Annotated in this window: 24 protein-coding genes; all 24 read right to left on the reverse strand. The window is 43.6% G+C overall.

The annotated features are described in order from the left end of the window. Positions 1-52: 52 nt before the first annotated feature. Positions 53-664: a lipoprotein heptaprenylglyceryl N-acetyltransferase LhaT gene (lhaT, locus tag BBH88_RS11165; protein ID WP_154669203.1), complete on the reverse strand. Its 612-nt coding sequence runs from the start codon at positions 662-664 to the stop codon at positions 53-55. A gap of 61 nt (positions 665-725) precedes the next feature. Next, complete coding sequence (locus BBH88_RS11170; RefSeq protein ID WP_006829876.1) at positions 726-1,508, reverse strand: menaquinol-cytochrome c reductase cytochrome b/c subunit; 783 nt, start codon at positions 1,506-1,508, stop codon at positions 726-728. A 38-nt stretch (positions 1,509-1,546) separates the two neighbouring features. Then, positions 1,547-2,221 carry a menaquinol-cytochrome c reductase cytochrome b subunit gene (qcrB, locus tag BBH88_RS11175; protein ID WP_006829875.1) on the reverse strand — a complete coding sequence of 225 codons (675 nt, stop codon included), beginning with the start codon at positions 2,219-2,221 and terminating at the stop codon, positions 1,547-1,549. Between the two features lie 21 nt (positions 2,222-2,242). Then, a complete protein-coding gene (locus BBH88_RS11180) occupies positions 2,243-2,746 on the reverse strand; it encodes a Rieske (2Fe-2S) protein (RefSeq protein WP_006829874.1) in 504 nt (167 codons plus the stop codon). Positions 2,747-2,886: 140 nt separating this feature from the next. After that, the gene (locus BBH88_RS11185; RefSeq protein WP_238323305.1) at positions 2,887-3,348 is read right to left on the reverse strand and encodes a DUF2487 family protein; all 462 of its coding nucleotides are present in this window, start codon (positions 3,346-3,348) and stop codon (positions 2,887-2,889) included. Further along, positions 3,345-3,908, reverse strand: coding sequence for a ReoY family proteolytic degradation factor (locus BBH88_RS11190; protein WP_006829872.1), 564 nt, complete (start codon positions 3,906-3,908; stop codon positions 3,345-3,347). Before BBH88_RS11190 ends, BBH88_RS11185 begins: the two co-directional genes overlap by 4 nt. A gap of 14 nt (positions 3,909-3,922) precedes the next feature. Continuing rightward, complete coding sequence (locus BBH88_RS11195; protein ID WP_006829871.1) at positions 3,923-5,176, reverse strand: tetratricopeptide repeat protein; 1,254 nt, start codon at positions 5,174-5,176, stop codon at positions 3,923-3,925. A 76-nt stretch (positions 5,177-5,252) separates the two neighbouring features. Next, a complete protein-coding gene (aroA, locus tag BBH88_RS11200; protein ID WP_006829870.1) occupies positions 5,253-6,545 on the reverse strand; it encodes a 3-phosphoshikimate 1-carboxyvinyltransferase in 1,293 nt (430 codons plus the stop codon). 16 nt (positions 6,546-6,561) lie between these two features. After that, entirely contained in the window at positions 6,562-7,650 is a 1,089-nt protein-coding gene (locus BBH88_RS11205; RefSeq protein WP_006829869.1) for a prephenate dehydrogenase, read from the reverse strand. After that, on the reverse strand, positions 7,647-8,030 hold the full coding sequence (gene aroH, locus BBH88_RS11210) for a chorismate mutase (RefSeq protein ID WP_006829868.1): 384 nt from the start codon (positions 8,028-8,030) through the stop codon (positions 7,647-7,649). Before aroH ends, BBH88_RS11205 begins: the two co-directional genes overlap by 4 nt. Then, positions 8,030-9,103 carry a 3-dehydroquinate synthase gene (gene aroB, locus BBH88_RS11215; RefSeq protein WP_006829867.1) on the reverse strand — a complete coding sequence of 358 codons (1,074 nt, stop codon included), beginning with the start codon at positions 9,101-9,103 and terminating at the stop codon, positions 8,030-8,032. The genes aroH and aroB overlap by 1 nt, the downstream gene beginning before the upstream one ends. Before the next feature lie 2 nt (positions 9,104-9,105). Further along, positions 9,106-10,278 carry a chorismate synthase gene (gene aroC / locus BBH88_RS11220; protein ID WP_006829866.1) on the reverse strand — a complete coding sequence of 391 codons (1,173 nt, stop codon included), beginning with the start codon at positions 10,276-10,278 and terminating at the stop codon, positions 9,106-9,108. Positions 10,279-10,502: 224 nt separating this feature from the next. Beyond that, a complete protein-coding gene (gene ndk / locus BBH88_RS11225) occupies positions 10,503-10,949 on the reverse strand; it encodes a nucleoside-diphosphate kinase (protein ID WP_006829865.1) in 447 nt (148 codons plus the stop codon). An 85-nt stretch (positions 10,950-11,034) separates the two neighbouring features. Beyond that, positions 11,035-12,009 carry a heptaprenyl diphosphate synthase component II gene (gene hepT, locus BBH88_RS11230; RefSeq protein ID WP_040852321.1) on the reverse strand — a complete coding sequence of 325 codons (975 nt, stop codon included), beginning with the start codon at positions 12,007-12,009 and terminating at the stop codon, positions 11,035-11,037. Positions 12,010-12,031: 22 nt separating this feature from the next. Next, positions 12,032-12,730, reverse strand: a complete 699-nt coding sequence (locus BBH88_RS11235; protein WP_006829863.1) for a demethylmenaquinone methyltransferase — start codon at positions 12,728-12,730, stop codon at positions 12,032-12,034. A gap of 5 nt (positions 12,731-12,735) precedes the next feature. Then, the gene (locus BBH88_RS11240; protein WP_006829862.1) at positions 12,736-13,512 is read right to left on the reverse strand and encodes a heptaprenyl diphosphate synthase component 1; all 777 of its coding nucleotides are present in this window, start codon (positions 13,510-13,512) and stop codon (positions 12,736-12,738) included. Positions 13,513-13,589: 77 nt separating this feature from the next. Beyond that, positions 13,590-13,811, reverse strand: coding sequence for a trp RNA-binding attenuation protein MtrB (gene mtrB, locus BBH88_RS11245; protein ID WP_006829861.1), 222 nt, complete (start codon positions 13,809-13,811; stop codon positions 13,590-13,592). A gap of 21 nt (positions 13,812-13,832) precedes the next feature. Further along, positions 13,833-14,417: a GTP cyclohydrolase I FolE gene (folE, locus tag BBH88_RS11250; protein ID WP_006829860.1), complete on the reverse strand. Its 585-nt coding sequence runs from the start codon at positions 14,415-14,417 to the stop codon at positions 13,833-13,835. Positions 14,418-14,883: 466 nt separating this feature from the next. Next, complete coding sequence (locus tag BBH88_RS11260) at positions 14,884-15,156, reverse strand: HU family DNA-binding protein (RefSeq protein WP_006829858.1); 273 nt, start codon at positions 15,154-15,156, stop codon at positions 14,884-14,886. Between the two features lie 172 nt (positions 15,157-15,328). Beyond that, entirely contained in the window at positions 15,329-16,039 is a 711-nt protein-coding gene (locus BBH88_RS11265; protein ID WP_006829857.1) for a hypothetical protein, read from the reverse strand. A 10-nt stretch (positions 16,040-16,049) separates the two neighbouring features. Beyond that, complete coding sequence (locus BBH88_RS11270) at positions 16,050-16,253, reverse strand: DUF2768 domain-containing protein (RefSeq protein WP_006829856.1); 204 nt, start codon at positions 16,251-16,253, stop codon at positions 16,050-16,052. A gap of 87 nt (positions 16,254-16,340) precedes the next feature. After that, complete coding sequence (locus tag BBH88_RS11275; protein ID WP_065536786.1) at positions 16,341-17,360, reverse strand: NAD(P)H-dependent glycerol-3-phosphate dehydrogenase; 1,020 nt, start codon at positions 17,358-17,360, stop codon at positions 16,341-16,343. A gap of 21 nt (positions 17,361-17,381) precedes the next feature. Continuing rightward, positions 17,382-18,692 (reverse strand): ribosome biogenesis GTPase Der, encoded by a 1,311-nt coding sequence (der, locus tag BBH88_RS11280; protein ID WP_065536785.1) that lies wholly within the window; start codon positions 18,690-18,692, stop codon positions 17,382-17,384. 93 nt (positions 18,693-18,785) lie between these two features. After that, a complete protein-coding gene (fni, locus tag BBH88_RS11285) occupies positions 18,786-19,820 on the reverse strand; it encodes a type 2 isopentenyl-diphosphate Delta-isomerase (RefSeq protein ID WP_006829853.1) in 1,035 nt (344 codons plus the stop codon). Between the last annotated feature and the right edge of the window lie 14 nt (positions 19,821-19,834).

Raw genomic sequence — 19,834 nt, forward strand, 5'->3', positions numbered from 1 at the left:
TAAATCAACACCTCTTTCTTTCTGCTTTATACACTTATTTTACTTGAGTTAGTCAGCTTTGGTCAACTGAAATGGATTGTGGTCTGTTCAGATAAGCAACATAAAAGGCGAAACTGACACAAGCAATAGACAGCCAAAATGTAAAGTAACCGATTTGGCTGCTGTATTCACTCAAAGTGCTGTAAATGGGCATTTGTCCAAAAACATAATCGATTACATCATTGTGCAAAGTCCAAACAGCAGTTAACGCAACCGATAGCCAGCCAAAGCGAAAATGCTCAATATACAAAACGGCTTGAAGTGCCATAGCGAAATGAGAACCGATCAGCATCCAACCGATCCAACCAATCGAACCAGTCTCCCAAAGCGTCAGTAAATTCATAGCCACTGCCCATAGACCATATTTGATCAATGTGATTAATGCCAATGCTTCAAACAGCCGGTTCCGTTTACCGAAAATCCACAGCCCCAAAACAATAGTGAAAAATAAGCTCGCTGTCGGACTGTCAGGAACAAAGATTAAAAAAATCGGCTCCGTAATTTTCAGCTGCCAGCCGTACCATATGTATCCATAAATCGTACCACCCAAGTTAATAAAAAAAAGCAAGATCAAAAATGGACGATACATCAGCCAAGCGGAAATTTTTATCGCAAAAGAAAGCATCATTTTCCGTCCTTTCAGGGTAGAAAAAAAGAGCCGGTTTCCCGGCTCTTTTTCATTTTTATTATTCAGCTTCAAGTCCTGAAATGAATTCAGCTAAGACTTGCAGATCTTCATCTGTTCCGTCCCATGCGGCAGGCATTACTAATGCTCCATCTTTTTCGATACCATTGACAGCAATGTCAGCGATTTCTTCGGGAGTCAATCCAGTTCCAACAAGTGTTGGTCCAACTGCTCCTTCTAAATTATCGCCGTGGCAACTGATACACGCTGATGCAGAATAAACTTCATACCCTGGGTCAGCTGTATCGATCTCCACTTCTTCGGTAATTTGTCCTTGCGCTTCAGCGGCTTCCCAGTCATGGTTTGCTACCGATTCCCATGTCAGGAATATGATAGAAGCAATTGCTAGAAGCATGAACCCTGTAGGCAATGGACGTTTCGAAGGACGTCTTTCCGGTCCGCGATCCAAGAACGGAGCCAACATAAGTGCTCCAAAAGCAAGCCCTGGAATGATGATGGCACCCACCACGTTGAATGGTCCGGAAGCGAATTCGTATTTCAGTAATTGATACAAGAACAAGAAATACCAGTCTGGCAAAGGAATATAAGCTGTATCAGTCGGATCTGCCTGACCTTCAAGAGGTGACGGATGAGCGACAGTCAAAAGCAAATAACCGATCAGGAAGACTGAACCAATCATCCATTCTTTCAAAAGGAAGTTTGGCCAGAAAGCTTCTGTTTTACCAGGGTATTCGGAGTAATCTTTAGGAACATTCGGTTTACGGAATTCCATACCTGGAACACGCGAATCCTCTACAAATTTCATCCCTTTTCCGCGATGCATAGTGTTCCCTCCTTAAAAAATCTTTGTTGCGAAATAAATTATAGCGGTCCTGAAATACCCTGTCTTCTAATCATGATAAAGTGAGCAGCTAGCAACCCAAGCAACGCTGCGGGTAAGAAGAAGACGTGGATAGCGAAGAAACGTGTCAATGTCTGTGCACCAAGGATTGTTGAATCCCCAGCTAATAGAATTTTGATCGCTCCACCGATTACCGGTACAGATGCTGCAATTTCAATCCCAACTTTTGTTGCAAACAGAGCTTTCATATCCCATGGAAGCAAGTAGCCTGTGAAACTTAGTCCAAGGACAACGCCAAATAGCAGTACCCCTACGACCCAGTTTAATTCACGAGGTTTCTTATAAGAACCTGTAAAGAATACTCGCAGTGTATGAAGGAATATCATAACTACTACAAGAGAAGCTCCCCAGTGATGCATTCCGCGCACAATTTCTCCAAAAGCGACTTCATTTTGAAGATAATAAACCGACTGCCAAGCATTTTCAATATCCGGTACATAATACATTGTCAAGAACATACCAGATAAGATCTGAATCACTGTAATGAAAAATGTAAGTCCCCCAAAACAATAAACAAATGCTGAAAAGTGGTGTGCGGGGTTTACGTGCTCAGGTACTTCATGGTCAGCAATATCACGCCAGATAGGCGTGATGTCTAATCGCTCATCAACCCAATCATATAACTTGTTTAGCACTGGTGTCGTACCCCCTAACTATTAAACTAATGTGTTTTGTCTTACTGCACCGATGGCAACAAAGCCATCCTGTTCTCGTACTTCGTACTCATCCAGTGGCCCAAGCGGCGGTGTTCCTGCAATGTTCTGTCCGTTTTTCTCATAACGGCCTGCGTGGCATGGACAGAAGAATTGTGTCGGCTGTTCTGGATCTCCCGCCCAGTTCACTGTACATCCTAAATGTTTGCAAACAGGTGAAAGCGCGATTAACTTATCGCCTTCTTTATACACCCAAGCTGAATTCGTCACTTCAGATACGTACCAGGCATCTGTTTGTTCAAACGTAAAGTCGACGCGTACTGGTTCTTCAGTGATATCAGCTACAGCTTGATCAGTTAAAACGAAATCTCCGCCTTCATGCTGCTGAAGTATCGGGTCTACCGCAAAACGAACCATTGGCATCAACATTCCTGCTGCCATAAATCCACCTACACCGGTTAAAGTGTAGCCCAAAAATTGACGTCGTGATACACGATTATTACTCATCCTTTTCCCCCCTCTAACATTCAAGGTCAGTCCAATGGACATACTCATTCAAATATAATTACTAGGACAACCTAATGATATATCAATCAAATCTTTAGGTCAATATCGCAATCAGCGTATTCAAGCAGTTTGTGAACATTTCATGAATGATGTGACCATTCTTTCGTAAATAGCGGCAATACCTGTCTCAACTGGTCTTCCATGACCGATCTTTTGAAAGATTGCTCCATATCTTCAGTGGGAATTGCAGGTAGCCACAAGACATTTTTCAGACTGTCAATGGTCCGCCATTCTGAATCGGTCGTCAGATAAAACACGTGCTTGAACGCTGTCTGCTGCAGTTCTTCCGATAGCTCATCAGCAATTCGCTGCCGATTTGCTATTTTGGCATAAGAAACGGGCGGAAGCAAAAGTATCCGCCCTTTAAATTGCTTTTCCAATAAAGCAGTCAAGGTTTGCAGGTACTCAGAAGCTCCTGCACTCGGCTTCATCCCGTTAGCACTTAAGTCCAATTGAAGCAGAGGGACAACGACAGTATCCACGTAGTCCTGCTGGCTTAAATATTGATCTATTTCTTTTCCAATAAAATGCATAACCCTCATTCACTCTCCGTCTTTTTAGAGACTTTAAACACTTGAAGCATCGCAGATAGTTCAAAGAAACGGTCACGATCATCGGTGTCTAATGCCTCATCAATTTGCTTATATATTGTTTCTTCTTGGAAGGTCAACATGCTTTCTTCAAGGATCTTCTCAGCAGTCAGTCGATCTTGTTCGTTAACTGATGCATTTTGAGGCATATACGGATTTTCTTCCAGCACTGATAAATAGAGCGATGGCGGTGGCATGATCGGAAAATTCAATTGAACGTACAGATCATCATCGGGATTCAGGCGCAAATCATGAAACGACTTTTCCGCATCTGCTGTCATCAAGTTTCCTTTATAGAAACGAAATGGTATTTCTTTTGACTCGGTTGAGGACATGACCATGGCACGTGGGCAATAATGTGCTTCTTCAACGAAATGGGTTTTTTCTAGCAGATCTTCGTTGCTCAACATATAATTAAGAATCCAAATGCATTCACGTCTTTTCATCTTGTACGATTGCAAAAACCAACGAACGAATTGCTTTTTTTCACCTATCGATACTGAAGCGGTCATGAAGTTTCCTCCTTTCATTCAAACGACTGCTGCCAATCAAACCATTCTGGATTTTCCGGTTCCAATGCCTGCAGCTCTTTAATTATTTCGAGGGCTGTTGCTCTTTTTCCTTCTTCTATTAAAAATAAGGCATATTTTTTAAGGAAAGCAGAATCATCTTTGAAGGCGGGATATGCTTTCTCGTAATAGACAGTCGCTTGTTCATAGTTTTCAGAGCGTTCATAAGCTTCGGCAATCATCGGATAAAGGCCAGCCCAGTCATCACCACTTTCAACCACCATTTCTGCAAGCTCAAGAACTTCTACATCTAGCTCTTCTGCATGAAAATATGATACCAGCGTGTAGATGGCTTCCATGTATTCTGGATCCAGGGCGATTGCCTGGCGCAAATGGCTCACGCCTTCATCCGCCTTGCCAAGTTTCATTGCCAGCTTGCCTGCGAATAAGTATAGTTCCTTATCAAATTCATCTCTGGCAATGCCTTCGCTAATCGCCTGATAAGCAGCTTCATAGTCTTCCGTCATATTTAAGCTTTGTGCTTTTAGTAAATAAGCAGAAAAGTAGTCCGGATCAATCCCGATTAATTCGTCAAGCCGACGAACAGCCATTTCATATTGGCGCGTCTGGAAAGCTGCAAAGGCTGCTCCAAAAAGGACGTCCGGTACAGCCAGGTCTTCAAGTGCTTTCTCGTAATAAGGCAAGGCTTCTTCATACGCGGCTCCCGCACTATAAACTTCAGCCAGCCGTTCAGAGAGATTGACGCCTTCGATGACAACTTGCTGAGTTTCCAGTTGTTGATAAATTTTCGCCGATTCTAGGTAACGCCCGGAGTCCAGCAGCAATTCCGCTTTTGCCTGTTGCAGTAACGGTTCATCCGGCATTAGTTCTATCGCTTCGTTTAAGCGGTTCTCTGCGGCTTCAAGCAAGCCCTGCAACTGGAACAAGTCTGCCAGTGTTACGAGTGCCTGTGCATAGAGCTCGTCGTCTTTGGGCACTTCCATCAGTGCATTCAACGCGTCATCTTCACGGTCGGCGTCAATCAACAGATTGGCCCGGTCGATAATCAACTGCGCTTCTTCAGGAAAAATATACTGTAAGTGCTCGAGCACCTTGATTGCTTCTTCAACAAAGCCGATTTCCGCCAGCCATTCCGACAAACCGTATTGCTCATCGGGATCTCCTTGCAGCAAATAACTATCCAATAAGGTGTTCAGAAGATTTGGATCTCCTTGTTCTACCGCTTTTTGTATCTCTTGTAAGTTAGCCATTGTATCACCTATTCCTTCACATTCTCACTCTCATCCTACACGAAAGGCTCTTATTATCATAATAAAAAACTCTCCATCAGGAGAGTCTATTTGTCAGTAAATTTAGTTGTTCAAAAAAGGTTGGGTAAGAAATCGAAATGCATTCGGGATCATCGATCACAACTTCACCTGATGCTACCAAAGCGCCGATTGCTGCCGTCATGCCAAGTCGATGATCGCCATAAGAAGTCATTTCAGCACCAGTCAAAACCGTCGGACCATGGATAATCATACCGTCTTCTGTCGCTTCAATGTCCGCGCCCATTTTCGACAATTCTTTGACGACTGCAGCAATTCGATCTGTTTCCTTGACCCGTAGCTCTTCTGCATCCTTGATCACAGTCATTCCTTGTGCCTGCGTCGCAATGAGGGCGATTAAAGGTATCTCATCGATCAGTCGCGGAATTAGCTCACCACCGATTTCGATTCCTTTCAAACCACTGGATGATATGGTTAAATCAGCCGAACGTTCTCCCTGCGTGTCGTTTTCTTCTATTTCGATAATGCCACCCATTTGCTCGACCACATCCAAAATGCCTGTCCTCGTCGGATTGATACCGACATTCTTTAAGGTTACTTTGCTACCTTCCGTAATCAAAGTAGCACCGATCATAAACGCAGCAGATGAAATATCACCAGGTACTTGAACGTGTGCTGCGGTCAGCTTTTGACCGCCTTCAAGCTTAATCAGGTCATCTTCCCGCGTTATCGTCGCGCCAAAATGTTCCAGCATGATTTCCGTATGGTCACGCGAGGCAATCGGTTCATGAATGACCGTCTTGCCCTCTGCCTTTAATGCAGCCAATAAAATAGCAGACTTCACCTGGGCGCTGGCAACCGGCAGCGTATAGTCAATCGCCTTCAGCCCGGTTCCTTGAACCGCTAAAGGTGTATACTGTCCGTCCTCTCGTCCCCGAATATCGGCACCCATTTCGCGAAGCGGATTGATAATTCGCTTCATCGGGCGTTTGGCGATCGATTCGTCACCAGCCAAAACTGAATGAAAACCTGTCCCTGCCAATAAGCCGAGCATTAGGCGCGTCGTAGTCCCCGAATTGCCAGTGTCCAACACTTCAGAAGGCTCTTTCCAGGAATCCTCTCCTTCGCTTTGAATGGTCACTATCTTGTCAGTAATCTCTATTTTGACTCCTAGCTTTTTAAAGCATGAAATAGTACTTAAGCAGTCATCTCCCATCAGGAAACCTTCTACTATTGTCGTACCCGTTGCCATGGATCCAAACATAATTGCTCGATGAGAGATCGATTTGTCCCCTGGAACTTGGATGCTGCCTTTCAGGGATGGTTTTTTATACGTAAGCGATAATGCCATGGGTTTATCCATCCTTTCAAGAAATGTACGAATCGTAAACTGTTCGTGCAGCGATGCATTTCTGTGCACGGGCCCGGTCTTCGGCTGTTTGAAAACTAATGACGAGAATGCCGAATACATCTTCTCTCGTTTCCAGAATCCGGAGGTTGACGATACTAATTTGTTCTTCTGCCAAATAGCCTGTCAACTCCGAGATGCTTCCCGGAACGTCTGGTATATCAATGTAAAGATCGAATACTGAAAACATTGCTCCATGTCCTGCAATCGGAAGTTCGTCTCGTACTGTTTTGGCATGCGAAAAAAATTGCTGGATCGGTTCTGGATCATTCTTCATAAGCATGTCTTTTAATTGATCCATCTGTTCCATCCAGTTGCTCAATTGCTGGACGATCATGGCGTTATTCTGCGTGGTGATATCCCGCCACATTTCGGGGTTTGCCGAGGCAATGCGCGTTGTATCGCGGAACCCCCCAGCTGCCAGTTGCCGGGCAAAGGGGAATTTTTCCTCCTGGTCTAGCTGATGGACCAGTGAAGCCGCAATCAAATGGGGGAAATGACTGACTATAGCTGTCATATGGTCATGCTCTTCCGCGTGCAGCACTTCAATTTTTGCTTTTGTAACCGACAATAAGTCCTTCAGAAACTGCAGACGCTCTTCATCGGTGTTGTCGCCGGGTGTTAAAATATAAAAGGCATTCTCAAATAAGACTTCTTTTGCAGCCTCGACACCGCTTTTGTGCGAACCGGCCATTGGATGGCCGCCTATAAACAAATAGTTAAGATTTTTAGATTTTTCCATAATTTGTATTTTAGTGCTGCCTGTATCCGTCAAAATAACATCGTCTTTTAAACTCCAATATTTGCTTTGCTCCATTAGCTTGATTGTGGCACCTACTGGCGTAGCAAAAACGATGACATTCGCTTCAGAAGCAGCTTGTTCCAGCGACGGCGGTGAACTATGTATAATACCCATCTTAAAAGCTTTTCTAGCAGTCAATGGATCGGCATCATATCCCGCCACGTGGACATCACCGTTGCGCTGAAGCGCTTTTGCTAACGATCCGCCAATCAATCCCAATCCAATGATTAAAATATGCGTTGTCACGTTGAACTCACCTGGCTTTTAGCTGCAAGATCCGGACGAAGTTTCATGGCTTCATTCAAGTAAACATGATGAATTTCCTGCTGGCACTGCTCCGTATTGACGTGCATCATGACACGAATGCATAAAGGCATACTGCCAGGAACGTCCATTTCATGTGTGCACATGACCGGTACATAGGTCCATTCCTCTATTGTCCGGACTGCTTTTGCAGGAAAAGCCGACGAGATATCAGTCGTCGTCGAAATAATGACAGATGCGACATGGTCCGGTTCAATTTTGTTTTCTCTGGCCATTTCCAAAACTAAACGCTTTGTTTCTTTCAGGATTTCATCCGGCTGATCTACAGAAACCGTAATTGCACCTCTTACTCCACGTATCATCAAATCACTTCTCCTATCTGCAAAACTAATTTTTCATATGCTGCACTTGCACGCTGCACTTCTATTTTTTCGATAAATGGCTTGCCTGTTTGTTTTAACAAAACAAAATTCAGTTGACCTTTTGATGACTTTTTGTCTTTTTTCATGTAAGGCAGTAAAGCATCAAAATGAATTTCCCCAAGCAATTGAAGCGGATAGCCATTTGCAACGGACCAACTAATAAATTTATCTAATTTACTATGCTCTGACAATAGCAATGCGTAAGACATTCCCAGCACAACGGCCTCTCCGTGAGTAAGTTTTCCATAACCAAGGTGGCCCTCTAATGCATGTGCTAACGTATGACCGAAATTCAAGTATTTGCGAACGCCACTTTCAAATTCGTCTTCTTCGACAATAGCTGCCTTTACAGCAATTCCTTTTTCCAAGTGGTGATTCAGATCTTCTTCAGTTAAACTACTGAAATCCCTTATAGCCAACAGGTCCTCCAGCCATTTTTCATTAGATATAAAAGCGTGTTTGATCACTTCTGCCATTCCGGAACGAACTTCTCCAGGTGGCAAAGTGCTTAGCAACTTGCTGTCATATAAAACAGCTTTTGGCTGATAAAAGGTCCCAATCATATTCTTGCCCAATTCATGATTGATTGCGGTTTTACCGCCTACTGCACTGTCATGGGCTAGAATGGTGGTAGGAAGCTGGATAAATGGGATTCCACGCATGAAAGTCGAAGCGACAAATCCTGCTACATCACCCGTAGCTCCACCTCCAAATGCTAGCAACAAGGAATCTCTCGAACAATTTTCGGATAACAGAAAACTGTGACAAGACATAAAAGTTTCAACAGATTTCGCACTTTCCCCGGCTGGAATCGTCAAAATACGAACATCCCAGTCTGTCAAAAAATCCAATAAATACGACAAATGAAGTTCCGCTACCCGCTCATCTGCGATGACAACAATTTGGTCTGCTGCATCTAGCAAGGAGCGGTAGGCATCAGCGAACAAATCGAACGCACCGGCACCAATATGAACTGAATATGGATGGTCAGCTTCGACCTGCAATTGCTTCATGCTCAAAACTCCTTCATATACCGCATGTAATTTTTCAGGTTATCCGACAAGCGTGGCATCTGATCTGCATCGAATTGATCCAACAAAGCATTTGCCACTTCCCACGCCACTACATGCTCAGCAACAATTGAAGCGGCCGGGACCGCACAGCTGTCTGAGCGTTCAATGCTTGCCTGAAATGGTTCTTTCGTTTCGATATCTACACTTTTGAGCGGCTTGTACAAAGTCGGAATTGGCTTCATGACTCCTCTTACAATAATTGGCATCCCTGTTGTCATGCCACCTTCAAACCCACCTAAATTGTTGGTTTTGCGCGTATAACCATTTTCTTCATCCCATAAAATTTCATCATGGACTTCACTGCCAGGTTTTCTGGCCATTTCAAAGCCTAGGCCAAATTCCACACCTTTGAAGGCATTGATGCTCATGATTGCCGCAGCCAATTTGGCATCTAGCTTTCGGTCGTAATGGACATAACTGCCAATTCCAGCAGGCATGCCTTCCACAATCACTTCCACTGTACCGCCGATGGAATCCCCGTTTTTCTTCGTTTGATCAATCAAATCCGTCATTTTCTTTGTTACCGTTGGATCTGCACAATAAACCGCATCGTTTTCAACGATTTCTCGGATCTCATCAACAGATTTTCCAAGATAGCTTTCAGGGTTTACTTTAATGCCGCCGATTTCAGTCACGTGGGAGACGATTTTAATGCCCAGTTCAGCAAGCAATTGCTTTGCCACTGCCCCAACTGCTACACGCACCGTCGTTTCGCGCGCTGAAGACCGCTCTAGAACGTTTCTGAGATCCCTGTGGCCATACTTGATGCCGCCGTTCAAATCTGCATGTCCTGGACGAGGACGCGAAATTTGCCGCTTTACCTCTTCTGTATCTTCAATTGGTTCGATTCCCATAATGGAAGTCCAATGCTTCCAATCGTCATTGGTGACGACTAAAGCAACAGGAGAGCCTAGCGTCTTGCCATGCCGAACGCCAGAGACGATTTCAACCAGATCTTTCTCGATCTGCATTCGTCTTCCGCGGCCGTGTCCGCCTTGGCGCCTTTTCAACTCTTTATTGACCAGTTCTGCCGTCAAAGGCAATTGCGCCGGCAACCCCTCTATGATGGCAGTCAATTGTGGACCGTGTGATTCTCCTGCTGTTAAATAACGCATTTACACTTTCTCCCTTCAACGTGCTAAAGTATTTATGTACCACTATACCATAAGACATTTCTTCAATTCTATATGAAAGCAAGATAAAGTGAAACTTCAATCAATTGAGAATAACTCTCTTCATTATTTATTCATTTCCAACGAAAAAAAGAGCCGCCCCAAAACGGGACGGCTCTTTCAGCAATTATAGAAAAAGCGGCGATGCCACTTTTTAAAAGGATAGATTAGTTAACCCAGCTATTCATTGTTTTTTCGTATGATACCAATTCTTCTTCTTTGAAAAACAAGCCGATTTCGCGTTCTGCACTTTCAGCAGAATCCGATCCGTGAATCATGTTTTTGCCAACAGTAACTGCGAAGTCTCCACGGATTGTTCCTGAAGCTGCATCTTTAGGGTTAGTAGCGCCCATCATTTGACGTGCAGTCAAAATAACGTTTTCACCTTCCCAAACCATTGCAAATACAGGACCTGATGTGATGAATTCTACCAATTCACCGAAGAATGGACGTTCTTTGTGTTCGCCGTAATGCTCTTCAGCCAGTTCAGTAGGGATCTGCATCAATTTAGCACCTGCTAAATGATATCCTTTTTTCTCAAAACGTGCGACGATTTCTCCGATTACGTTGCGTTGAACGCCATCTGGTTTAACCATTAAAAATGTTTTTTCCAATGTAAACACTCCTCTATTAAAAGCTCGGGCTTTTTGCCCACCTTAAAAAATACTATCATTGTCGAGTCATTTGTCAACAGACAACTTAAAAATTGCGCTTACCAATAAAAAATGCAATTTTGCGCATCGTTTTTACTGCTTGCCCCTTTGGCAAAAAGGAAAGTTCCCGCAATGCCTTTTCTAGGTAGCGCTCGCTCATTGCTTTCGCTTCATCGATAGCGGAACTATTGCGGATTGTACGAACAATCATTAGCCGTTCTTCATTAGACAAGTCTTTATTTAAATTAGCTTTCAGCGTGGCATAAATTTCAGGATCTTTGCGTGCGCATAAAATGGGCAAGGTAATATTCCCTTGGATAAAATCGCTGCCAGCCGGTTTCCCTAATTCTTCGTCCGTTGACGTAAAATCAAGGATATCGTCAATAATCTGAAATGACATGCCGATAAAATAGCCAAAACGGCGTAAATGCGCTGCCGTCTTCTCATCAGTACCTGAGACAAGCGCACCCAATTCACAACTGGAGGAAATCAGCAAGGCTGTCTTTCGTTTAATACGCCGGAAATAATCCCGTAAATTCTGGTCCAGCTTGTATTTGTCTTGGATTTGAATAATTTCACCACGACAAACTTCAATCAACGTTTTCGACAAGATTTCGTGAATACGCGGTGACTCAATTTCAGTAATTCGTTCCAGAGCTCGAGCCAAAATAAAATCACCAGTGTACATTGCTACACTGTTGTTCCACTGTGCTTTGACAGTCGGTCGGCCTCTTCGGATTTCCGAATCGTCGATGACATCGTCGTGAACTAATGAAGCCATATGAATCAGTTCAAGCGGCACGGCCACACGTTTCATAACATCGATATTGTAATCACCAAACTTTCCAGCAAGCAAAACAAAAACAGGTCGGATTCTTTTCCCTCCGGCCTGCAATAAATGAAGAGACGCATCATTCAAAAGGAGAGATTTGGAATCCACTGCCTGTTCCAATTCCTTCTCGATCATTTCCAATTCCGGTTTAAGGTCGGAATAGAGCAATTTCAACTTCATCTTTTCCACTTAAAATCCTTCTCTCGCTAATTTACTTTTTTATTCCCATATGGAGGGCGGCGGCGCCTCCTGTGTATGGCTTATATTTTACTTTCTCAAATCCAACTTCCGTGAACAGCTTCGCCAATTGCTTCATACCTGGGAATGATTTTGCCGATTCCTGAAGCCACGAATACTCTTTGTAGCTTTTAGCGAATAATTTGCCGAATACCGGCATGATGAAACGGAAATACATTCTAAAAAACGGTTTGAAAACAATGTTTTCAGGTTGTGACGTCTCCAGACAGGCGATCATTCCACCTGGCTTCAATACACGGTGCATTTCAGAAAGGACTTGTCGATAATTTGGTACATTGCGCAAACCAAAGCCGATTGTCGCAAAATCAAAAGAATTATCTGGATACGGCAACAACATTGCATTTCCCTGGATCAACTTGATCTGAGGCATATCCTTAGTTTTTTCGTGTCCAACATTCAACATGTTCTGGCTAAAGTCGAGTCCGACAACCTGTCCGGTTTCGCCGACTTCTTTTCCGATTGCAATGGTCCAATCAGCAGTACCACAGCATACGTCGATAGCAGCAGCCCCTTTTGGCACCTGCATCTTGTACATCGTATCTTCGCGCCACTTGTTATGCTGCTGGAAACTAATGACCGAATTCATCTGATCATAGTTTTCTGATATTTTTTCAAATACTTCGTGGACTTTTTGTTCTTTTGTTTTAGGCATATCAGTCATCCTTCTCGGGTCAGCTGCTCAGCTCTATGCTGGTGCGGGGTTATTTGATGGAGCAAAAATTGTGCCAGTTCATAATCCAGCGAACAATCCGCTATGGACACCAATATCTGTCCATGCAGGCTATCCAGTTTTTCTAGTAACCAGTGTTCTGTATAGATTTCATGTGCCAGGTTTGAATTAAGTTCACGCAGGAAGTTCGTATAATGTTTAGATTGCAAATACTCCAACTCTTCGGCATAGCGTAAATAAAGAAGCGTCTGTTCTGCAAGTAAAGTATATTCGGAAAAACCATAAAATCTATAATATGATAGTAAAAGTTCAGTTTCGATAATGATAATGGCTTCTTCTATTTCGTCCAATGGTCGGATTGCTTCTTCAAAAAAAGAAGTTTTCTTTTCACTCACTTGAATAATTGCTGATGCCAATTGCTGGACCATCGCTATATTTTTGGAATTGACCAACATCTGATAATAGATTCCGCTGTATAGATCGCCAGCCAACACGGTCAACTGCTGCTCTTTGATGATGGGAACATCTTCTTTTATTTTATCATGGGCATGCAAAGCAGCATAAACAATGGAAACCGTTTTAGCAGAAGACTCTATTTCAGCCGACCAGTTTTTACCGTCGAAAAAAGGTAATAGCAAAAAGAACAAACGCGACTCTTTTATGGACGGGCCTTCTGTAAATTGATCGAGAGTCCGCTGTTGCACAGCATTCAAGACTTCGACTTCCATAGAAATAATTTTCGATTGTATTTGATGTCCCTTCATACTGCTTGCTCCATTCATGATTTAGCCATACTACAATAGTATATCACAGGCAAAGCCTTGCCTTCATCCAATATCGTTTATTTTTTAGCTTCGCTTTCAACGATACCGTGGGCAGAATGAATTTCCGCTTTCCCGCGGATTTTCATGGCCGAAGTGTGCTCGGTAAATTGGGCTATCATCACTTCGCCTTTATCCAATTTTTCAGTATGGTGAAATTTTGTGTCGTTGCCACGAGTTAAACCTATTACGTTCACGCCGTCTTCCTGTGCGCGAATGATAATATATTCTGTCTGAGCCATTTTTACACCTGCTTTTCATTATTAGTTCATATTGATATAAGTGATTACTTCCGAACGCTTGACATCGTCTGTTTCGAAAACCCCTCGTGACACAGCCGTCACCGTTTTAGACCCGGGCTTTTTGATGCCCCTCATGGTCATACACATATGCTCCGCTTCAATCATGACGTATACGCCATGCGGATTTAACGTTTCCATCAAAGAATCTGCAATCGTCGAAGTAATGCGCTCCTGAAGTTGTGGTCGTTTTGCGACCGTTTCCACAGCTCGCGCTAATTTGCTTAATCCGGTCACAATTCCGTCGCGAGGAATATAGGCAATATGAGCTTTACCGAAAAACGGAACGAGATGATGTTCGCACATCGAGTAGAAGGGAATATCTTTGACGAGTACTAATTCTTCATGGCCTTCATGAAAAATTGTTTTGAAGTATTCTCTTGGATCTTCCTTCAATCCAGCAAATACTTCTGCATACATCTTAGCTACCCTTTTAGGCGTATCCTTTAATCCTTCTCGGTTTACGTCTTCCCCAACCGCCTCTAAAATCATCAAGACAGCTTGTTCTATTTTATCAAGGTCTACTTTTTGCGCTTTCACATCTATCATTCTGTTTCCCCCTGTTGAAGATGAATCGATTATTTGTTTGGCAGCAGAATGGCCACCGGTGGATAGTTTGAGTGAATCGAAATTTTATGTAATGCATATACTTTTTCATTTGTAGCTCCGGCGATCAAATCTTCGGGGGCATAAGCCATTCCACCCGTGTGGCAAAAGACGCCACTTCGGCGGTCTGTCTTATGCCCGTCGGATTTTGCTCGATCGCCTACGCTTTTCTCATTGTCTAGCTCTGAAAGCCAGCCCCTCGGGGTCATAAGTCACCTTGACTGTACGGCTGAAGAACGCCGCTTCGTCAAGGCGCCTTATGCCTGTCGGGTCTTGACGGCTTCCTGCGCTTTTCTCACATGAATCGTAGCATACGCACAGGTGTTTCGCAAAATTGTTGGCTCAAAAAAAGGATGACTTTTGCAAGATTGTGTCTCGCAAAAGTCATCCTATGTACAGAGGCTAAAGCTTACTTCACTGCGTCTTTAAGCGCTTTACCTGGCTTAAATGCAGGAACTTTGCTTGCAGCGATCTCAATTTCAGCACCAGTTTGTGGGTTACGTCCTTTGCGGGCCGCGCGTTCGCGTACTTCAAAGTTACCGAAACCGATTAACTGTACTTTTTCACCTTTAGTTAAAGCGTCTTGAATTGTCTCAAATGCAGCGTCAACTGCTTTGGCAGCGTCTTTACGAGAAAGTTCAGCTGCTTCAGCAACAGAGTTCACTAATTCTGTTTTGTTCATGCTATTCACCTCCTCTCAAAGGGGATGCAACCATCAATCCTGTAAAAAGAGTATCACATCGAAAATCGCATAGCAACAACAAACAGCCCTCTTTTTCAATAAAATCACCAAATACTAACAAAATTTTCTAGAAAGACGTTATTTCCATCAAAAACGCGCTAAATCAATGTTTTTACTCAGTTAAAAATATTGGTTCATTTTCTTCATTAATTGTATATGGCAATGAATAAGCAGGAACCACGGGATGGTCTTCATAAAGAATAAAGCGGATATCCTGACCAGATTCCAGCTCTCCTTTGTATTCCTGAAGTGCAGAATAAAGATCCATCGAGTAATCGATATAAACATCTCCACTGCCTGTAATCACCATTGGCAGATTACGGCCGCTATAAGGGCTCACCACTGTCGGTTCTTCAGAAAAACCCATTGCTTCATAGTTGAACTTATAGACATTATCCGCAAGAATCTCGGAAATTGGTGCTCGCCCTCCATTGGCACTTTTTCGCACGTTAACGGATCTGATCGCTTCTGCCGCCTGCAGATCAACTAGTTTCACCGTCGGATTTTCTTCAACATCCATGAGGACGTACTGAAAAATACCGCCGGTTTCAAATGCGTTCGTGGGAACTTCTGCCGTGTAATCAGGAACAATCTTTGAGAAATCGATTGGGTATTTGATGTATTGGTCCATATCTATATCCCGGGTTTTGATCGGCAGGAGCCCGCCAGAAGCACCCCTATACTGATTAACTGCATTTTGCACAATAATCAATTGGTCTTCATATGGAACCTGATTTTCTGCTCTTTCACTTTGCGGATATCCGCATGCAGCCAGAAATCCGACAATCAACAAGAGCAACATAAGCAATACTGTTTTTTTCATTTTTCTCACCTCAAGCGCCGCCGGTAGGGCCGCTGAATACTGTGAATATCATGATAAAAAATCCAAGAATCAGCAAGATATATGCAACTAGCGCGAAACTAAATTTAAGGATGCCGTTCTTCAGTTTGTATCTGCTCAAATAGATTAAGCCCATTGAAATCATTAAAAAAGCAATCCCAGCAAATGATACCCACATTTTATCTAAAGCACTCATAATTGCCCGCCTTTCGTAGTGTTTCAGTCAATAGTATAGCATAAAAAAAGAAGAGGTAGCTTGTAGCATCCTCTTCTTTTGTGACAATTAAAGCAAGTTAATCAAATCTTCCATTTCGTTCTTCTTCATGCGTCCCATCAGCTTTCCAACCGCATCATCTGTTGACACATTGTCAAAAAGAACTGCATACAGTGCAGCCGTAATCGGCATTGGCACATCATACGCTTTCGACAACTGATAAGCGGCTTTAGTGGTCCGAATTCCTTCGACGACCATACCCATTTCTTCCAGCACTTCGTCCAAAGATTTTCCTTTACCTAGCATATTTCCTGCCCGCCAATTACGTGAGTGCACACTTGTACAAGTCACAATTAAATCACCTACTCCGGTTAGTCCGGAGAAAGTTAAAGGAGTTGCCCCCATCTTCACGCCCAGTCTTGCAATCTCTGCAAGCCCACGTGTCATAATGGCAGCCTTTGCATTATCTCCAAAACCTAATCCATCAGTGATTCCAACGGCCAAGGCGATGATGTTTTTTAAAGCACCACCGATTTCAACACCGATTACATCGGTATTCGTATACACCCGGAAATAATGGTTCATAAATAAATCTTGGATTCGAATAGCAGCTGCGGTATCCTCGCATGCCGCTGTAACAGTGGTTGGGTGCTCTTGAACTACTTCTTCTGCGTGGCTAGGACCTGACAGTACAACTACTTCTTCAATCCACTGCTCCGGAATTTCTTCTCGAATCATTTCACTGATTCGTTTCAAAGAATCCGGTTCAATACCTTTGGAAACATGAACAAACAGAATTTTTCGATCCAGGGCTTCTTTTATGTCCCGGCACACTTCTCGAATCGCTTTTGTCGGAACAGCCAGCACGAAAATATCCCCGTGGTCAACAGCTTGAGCCAAATCGCTTGTCGCTTTCAGACTTTCCGGCAGCTGTACCTCTTTTAAATAGCGTTTATTTGTATGCTGGTTGATTTCGTTAGCCTGCTCCTGGCGATGTGTCCAAAGCAACAATTCATGACCATTTTGAGCCAGTACGTAGCTCAGCGCAGTTCCCCAGCTTCCTGCTCCAAATACTGAAACTTTTTCCATAAGTTTAAACCACCTTTTACATTAAGTACGCGCTCTTGTTATCAAGCGAAGAGGAGTTCCTTCAAAATCAAAGCTGTCGCGAATCCGGTTCTGCAAGAAGCGTTCATAGCTGAAGTGCATCAGTTCCGGTTCATTGACAAAGACAACGAACGTCGGCGGCTTAATCGCCACTTGAGTTGCGTAGTAAAGACGCAAACGACGGCCTTTGTCCGATGGTGCCGGGTTCATAGCAACAGCATCTTCAATGACTTCATTAAGGATGCTCGATTGGATACGTCTTGAATGATTGTCATTTACTTTATTGACAATTTCTAAGATGTTATGCACACGCTTGCCGCTGATTGCAGAAACAAACATGATCGGCGCATAATCTAAAAACAAGAAATGCTCACGTATTTTGCGCGTCATGACGTTCATCGTTTTTTCATCTTTTTCAATAGCATCCCACTTGTTGACGATAATGATGACTGCTTTTCCAGCTTCATGTGCATAGCCGGCGATTTTTTTGTCCTGTTCCTGAATGCCTTCTTCCGCATTCAGGATTACTAGAACAACGTCTGAGCGCTCAATGGCACGTAAGGCACGTAAAACACTATACTTTTCTGTCGTTTCGTAGACTTTTCCTTTTTTACGCATTCCAGCCGTGTCAATTATGACATAAGGCTGTTCGTTATATTCATACTGTGTATCTACAGCATCGCGCGTGGTTCCGGCTACTTCGCTGACAATTACCCGTTCCTCACCCAAGAAAGAGTTGACTAAAGAGGATTTACCGACATTTGGACGGCCGATCAATGAGAATTTTATAACATTGTCCGGATACTCTTCGTCATCGTCTTTCGGGAAGTTTTTAGCCACCTCGTCCAATAAATCCCCTAATCCCAAACCGTGGGATCCTGAAAGCGGGAATGGCTCACCCATTCCTAATGTATAAAAATCATAAATCATGTGGCGCATATCGGGATTATCGATTTTATTGACGGCCAGAATCACCGGTTTTTTTGCACGGTATAAAATTCGTGCTACTTGTTCATCCTGAGCAGTGACACCATCACGTCCGTTGACTAGAAAGATGATAACATCTGCTTCGTCCATAGCAATTTCTGCCTGTTGACGGATTTGTTCAAGGAATGGCTCGTCACGAAGATCGATGCCTCCTGTATCTATAATATTAAATTCGTGTGTCAGCCAATCTGCCGAGCTGTAAATGCGGTCACGCGTTACTCCTGGAATATCTTCCACTATGGAAACTCGTTCTCCTACCACGCGATTGAATATCGTGGACTTACCAACGTTCGGCCGGCCAACTATTGCTACTACCGGTTTTGACATAATTCATTCATCCTTCCACTTCTGATATGCCTATTATACACGAAAAAGGCGATGGCATCTCTTAAATGTCCATCCCCTTCAAATGTGAAATATTCAGTTTTTCCCAGGGTTTGCATAAGATGCCGTGCTGTAGCCTCTTGCGCTGAGATATTGCGCCAATTCTCCGGTGATAACTGCCGGACATTTCTGCAGATCTGCCAGATTTTCAGCACCAAGAGCTGTCATCATCATCGCTAGATCCTCATAAAGCGCCTGCACATCACTGATCAATTGTTTTTCGCCTTGATGCATCGCTGTCTTCAAAAACGATCCTGCAAGGCCTACTGAATCAGCTCCCAAAAAAAATGCTTTGATTATGTCCTGGGCATCCTGAATGCCGCCTGAAGCGAGCACCGTTTTGCCAAAGACACTCTTCACTTCCACAATCGCTGCCGCTGTTGGAATGCCCCAGTCTTCAAAATAGGCCAACTTTTTTTTGCGGCGCTCATTTTCAATCAGTGCAAAATTCGTTCCACCAAAACCACTGACATCAATTGCAGAAATACCCGTATGCTTTAATTTTTCTGCCGTTTCACGCGACACGCCAAAGCCAGTTTCTTTAATAATTACAGGAACGTGAAGCTGCTCTGCAATCGCCTGTATGCGTTCAAGTGCTCCGCGAAAATCGCGGTCACCTTCGGGCATGGTAAGCTCCTGCACGACATTGAGGTGGATTTGCAGAGCATTTGCTTCAATCATATCAACCGCTTCCCGTGCCTGATGAATCGTTGCTTCGCTGCCAAGATTGGCGAACAGAATACCATCTGGATTTTCTTTCCTGACAATAGCATAGGATTGTCGCTCGCTGCGGTCTTTGAGCGCAGCCATTTGCGATCCGACAGCCATGGCTGCCCCTGTTTCCTTGGCAACCCGGGCAAGCAAACCATTCAACTGTTCAGTGTCCCTGCCGCCACCGCCCGTCATCGCATTAATAAAAACAGGTGATTTTAAGTTCAAATCACCTGTTTTTGGTTTTATGTTGATATCGGAAACCGCTGAATCAGGCAAAGCCTGATGGACAAACCGAATATCATCAAACATGTTCTTCTTGCTTTGTCCTGTAGATAAAGCAAATTGTATATGATCCATCTTGCGTTCGGCTC

Source organism: Planococcus antarcticus DSM 14505 (assembly GCF_001687565.2).
Lineage (GTDB): Bacteria > Bacillota > Bacilli > Bacillales_A > Planococcaceae > Planococcus > Planococcus antarcticus.